The following is a 3,676-nucleotide window of genomic DNA, read 5'->3' as shown; positions in this document are numbered from 1 at the left end:
TAAAACTCGTGGTCACGGGGCTATAAGCCCCGAAACTACGGTATTTTTTGTTCGAGTATATGTACTCGAACAGCTTACTTTGTGTTGTATAGCAGTCCCCTGAGAACTTCAAGCTCGTGCTTAAGCTTTCGATTTTCCTCCTCCAGCTTTGCTATACGTTTTTCTTTTGCTTGTATAATCACATCCTTGGATTGGGACGTTTTATCATATTTCACTTTCCTGACAACTAACCTGCTTTTTTCTTGTTGCCGGCATTCTTCAATGCTTTTTCGGATTTCAGGCTCATTATAGAGATAATTCTTGGATACTCCGCTACGGTTGTGTACGCTGTTGAAATTTACTGGTTCATCTTTCATCTGCATCTCCCGTATTGCATCCAGTGCCTTTTTCCTGGCTTCCGCTTTGCGCTTTGACCAGCTCCCTTCAAGATTACTCGTCATATCAGCCATCGCATTCCTCCCGGTGGCTTCCATTCTTATGGATCAGCCCTTCCTTCTGGATTCGTGCCAGCATCCTTTTAAGGATTTCAAGATAATTCCGGTTCTTTTCTTCCCATTCGCCTCTCCCGAGCATTTTGCTAATTTCCAACTGCTCTCTGACCCTTTCGATCTCTTTCTCATACTCCGTGATATTGTCCCGGCTGGTACAGAAGTTAGCACAGTCAAGGCAGTGGCTTATCTGTTGGCGGCAGGGTAGCTTTGAGGGTTTAAAGCACACCCCGAAAGGTATTCTTACAGCATCTAGGTTTTTACGGATAAATTCATACCGGATTTCTTCGCCATTTCCCTTATACGCATTAGGTGGCATACTTTCAAGGTGCAGGAGGTTCAGCTTCTCCGTCTCCTTCCATTTCTTGTACAGCGCATTTTCAGAGACCTTCGCATAGTGCAGTGTCATCTGGAGACTGCAATGCCCCAAAATCTGCTGGATAATTCCTATCGGCATTCCTTGCTCCGTATATTCTAATGCCCTCGTATGTCTTAAGGCATGAGCTTTGAAATGGTATAGCTTTCCATCCCCATCAAGGATGCCTTTCCTGTCTATCAATTCCTGTACAGCTGCTGAGAATGCCGGTTTGCTTAACGGAAACCCTTCGTAGCGCCCCTCGTAGGTATTGAAAAGATATTTATCCGGATTGTTATCATCCGTGCTGCGCTCCACCGCCTCTTTTGCAAGTTTTTTCACCATATCTGCCACTTCTTTACGGATGGGAATTTTCAAAAGCGGAATCCCCGTCTTGGTAATTTCCCCACACAGATAGGGGATGTACTCCTTTTCATAGCCGTTCCAGAGATATTCCAGACAGCTGTTATATCTTAAATTCAGCACATCTGTTCCACGCCAGCCGCTTTCCCGAAGTAGGATGTATACCGACATCATCTCCATGGGTTCAATCTCACTTATACAGGCATCTAGTTGCACTCTGACCGGTTCAGGTACATATTTCACCTTTCCCATGGTGTCTGCCGGCCGCTCACGCTTTGGTATGTCATCTTCAAAAATCAGGCGGTTTACATCCTTCTGCGGTGCCTGTGGGTACTCTGCAAGCTGGATATAGTCGATATACTGACGGATAAACGAAACTGCTTTGCTGCGGAAAGTAGCATTTTTGCCTTCATAGTCACCGGCAACCCAACTCAGGTATTTTTCAATATCTTGTCTCGCAAGCCTCTCAAGGAAGCCGTCCGTATATCCGTGAGCATAAAAAGTCTCAGAAAAGTACCGGATATACATCATCATCTCTACGCAGTATGACCAGCTCCGTTTGACGACAAGGCGGCTCATAAAGCGTTTCACCATTTCACGATAATAGGTTGGTATCCTCTCGAAGCTTATGCTGACCTTCTCGCGTTTTCCTGCCGCCGATACCTTTGTACCCGGAATGCGGGAAGCACGCCATATATCATTCTCCATTTCATCACGGTCACCATAGTAATCCGTAATCAGTCTGGTAACGCTATGCTTCAAGCACAGATACGAGAGTCTTTCCGTGCTGTTCAGTCCTGCATCTTTCAGCTCCCTGTCACAGGTGTCCAGTCCATTAAAACTTTCTACATTTCTTATTGAAGACAGCAGTCTTCCGATATTTGATATCGCCTGCCGGTAGTTTCGATAGACACTGACGGCTTCGATAATCCCATCCTTCATGGAGTGGAGAAGGAAGTATTTCATTTCTTCTTTTAATCGCCCCTTCTTGTATGAACCGAAGTCTGCAAGAAGCCAGTGGCCTGGATTTGGCACAGGTATTCCTGCTTTCATAAAGCTGTCGGCATCCAGATACCATCTGTCGTTATCTTTCCAGTAACCTCCTTCCGATGACAGGTATTTCGTCATTCGGCTGTATTTATCATCAAATGCCCCGTATTGGGCGATGGCTGCTGTTCTCATTACTGGCCAGCCTCCCTTCCCATGGAAGGCATTTTCAGGCTTTCTGATGCTTTCCTGAATGCTTTTGCCACTTCCTCCTCTGATGGATGGACATAGGTATCCAGTGTCGTATAAATGTTTTTGTGGCCTGCACGCTGCTTAAGCATCTCCGGCTCCCATCCCGCCGAATAAAGCAGACTGAGCGATGTATGGCGGAACATATGCGGTGTCACTTTGATGCCGGTCTTTTTGCGCAGAGTTCGGAAGAGATTATCCACATCCCTGTAATCCATTGCCTTGCCAGCCATGCCTCCTCTGAGTTTCAGAAATACATGGTTGGTATGAATTTCAGCGGTATGGTGCTCACAGATATACCCTGTGAATAGATCCATCAACTCTTGCGTACAATCAAGCCTCCGGGGGCTTGATACGGTCTTGATCTCCGCTAAGTTCTCCATTTCTCCCCGGTCATGCAGGGTGATGCTCAGTCCTGCCATATCGAAATCTTCAATCCAGAGGGAAAGGGCTTCCCCGATCCGCATTCCGGTTTCGAATAGGAGATAAAGCAGGAGGTAATCCCTCAAATTTGTGCAGGAATCAAGAAGCTTTACGGCATCTTCTTTGCTGATAGTGCGGATCTGCATCCTTGGTACCGGCAGCTTCAGTATATGGCTCTTTACCATCCTGTTCTCTGCAATCCCATGAAGGAAACTCCTGTAATTTCTGCCTGGATTCCTGACAAACTTCACCAGCTTTTCTGACAGCTGATTTTCCATGCCTTCATGCCGGAGAAGATAGTCGTAAAACATGACTACAGTGTCTATCATTGCATTGATTGTCTGAGGCTGATGCTCCGGCTCAAACCTGAGCAGTACTACCTTTTTTAGAATGTCTGAATTCTTCAGCCATGCCAGAAATCCCGCAAGGTCATCAATGTTTACCTGCCCATAATCCTTTCCGACTTCTCCAAGGTATGTGAAGAAGTGTTTCAGGTGGATGCAATGCATTCTGAGCGTGTTTCTGGCATATCCGGCATTGTCCTTGAACCTCAGGTATTTCAATACTGGCGGTACCGGTGCTCCTGTGTCATCAGCCAAATAATATCTGACCTTTCCTTCTACTGTCTTTAGTTCAATTACTTTCATTGTTCATGCTCCTTTCTTTAGTTGCATGAACAATCATATCATCTTCTTTCTGTTGGAGTACTTCGAGTACTATGAGTACAGACCACGAGTTTTGTATATACTCAAACAAAGAATTACATCTGTTCGAGTACTATAAGTACTATATTTTACTATCACGAGTTATC

3 protein-coding genes are annotated in these 3,676 nt (G+C 45.5%); all 3 read right to left on the bottom strand.

From position 1 onward, the window contains the following. Window positions 1-74: 74 nt before the first annotated feature. The 3 genes from CHB72_RS25415 to CHB72_RS25405 are packed head-to-tail and all read right to left on the bottom strand — an operon-like array spanning window position 75 to window position 3,512. Window positions 75-449, bottom strand: coding sequence for a DUF6262 family protein (locus CHB72_RS25415; RefSeq protein WP_089285659.1), 375 nt, complete (start codon window positions 447-449; stop codon window positions 75-77). Then, entirely contained in the window at window positions 442-2,388 is a 1,947-nt protein-coding gene (locus CHB72_RS25410; protein ID WP_089285658.1) for a tyrosine-type recombinase/integrase, read from the bottom strand. Before CHB72_RS25410 ends, CHB72_RS25415 begins: the two co-directional genes overlap by 8 nt. After that, window positions 2,388-3,512, bottom strand: a complete 1,125-nt coding sequence (locus CHB72_RS25405; RefSeq protein WP_089285657.1) for a tyrosine-type recombinase/integrase — start codon at window positions 3,510-3,512, stop codon at window positions 2,388-2,390. Before CHB72_RS25405 ends, CHB72_RS25410 begins: the two co-directional genes overlap by 1 nt. Between the last annotated feature and the right edge of the window lie 164 nt (window positions 3,513-3,676).

Origin of the sequence: Anaerovirgula multivorans (assembly GCF_900188145.1) — a bacterium.
In the GTDB taxonomy this organism is placed as follows: Bacteria; Bacillota; Clostridia; order Peptostreptococcales; family Natronincolaceae; genus Anaerovirgula; species Anaerovirgula multivorans.
Note: the sequence above shows the minus strand (reverse complement) of the source record. Positions and strands in the feature narration are given on the sequence as shown.

Coding starts and splice junctions, on each gene's coding strand:
- CHB72_RS25405 (WP_089285657.1), bottom strand. CDS start 3,512: ATGAAAGTAATTGAACTAAAGACAGTAGAAGGAAAGGTCAGATATTAT.
- CHB72_RS25415 (WP_089285659.1), bottom strand. CDS start 449: ATGGCTGATATGACGAGTAATCTTGAAGGGAGCTGGTCAAAGCGCAAA.
- CHB72_RS25410 (WP_089285658.1), bottom strand. CDS start 2,388: ATGAGAACAGCAGCCATCGCCCAATACGGGGCATTTGATGATAAATAC.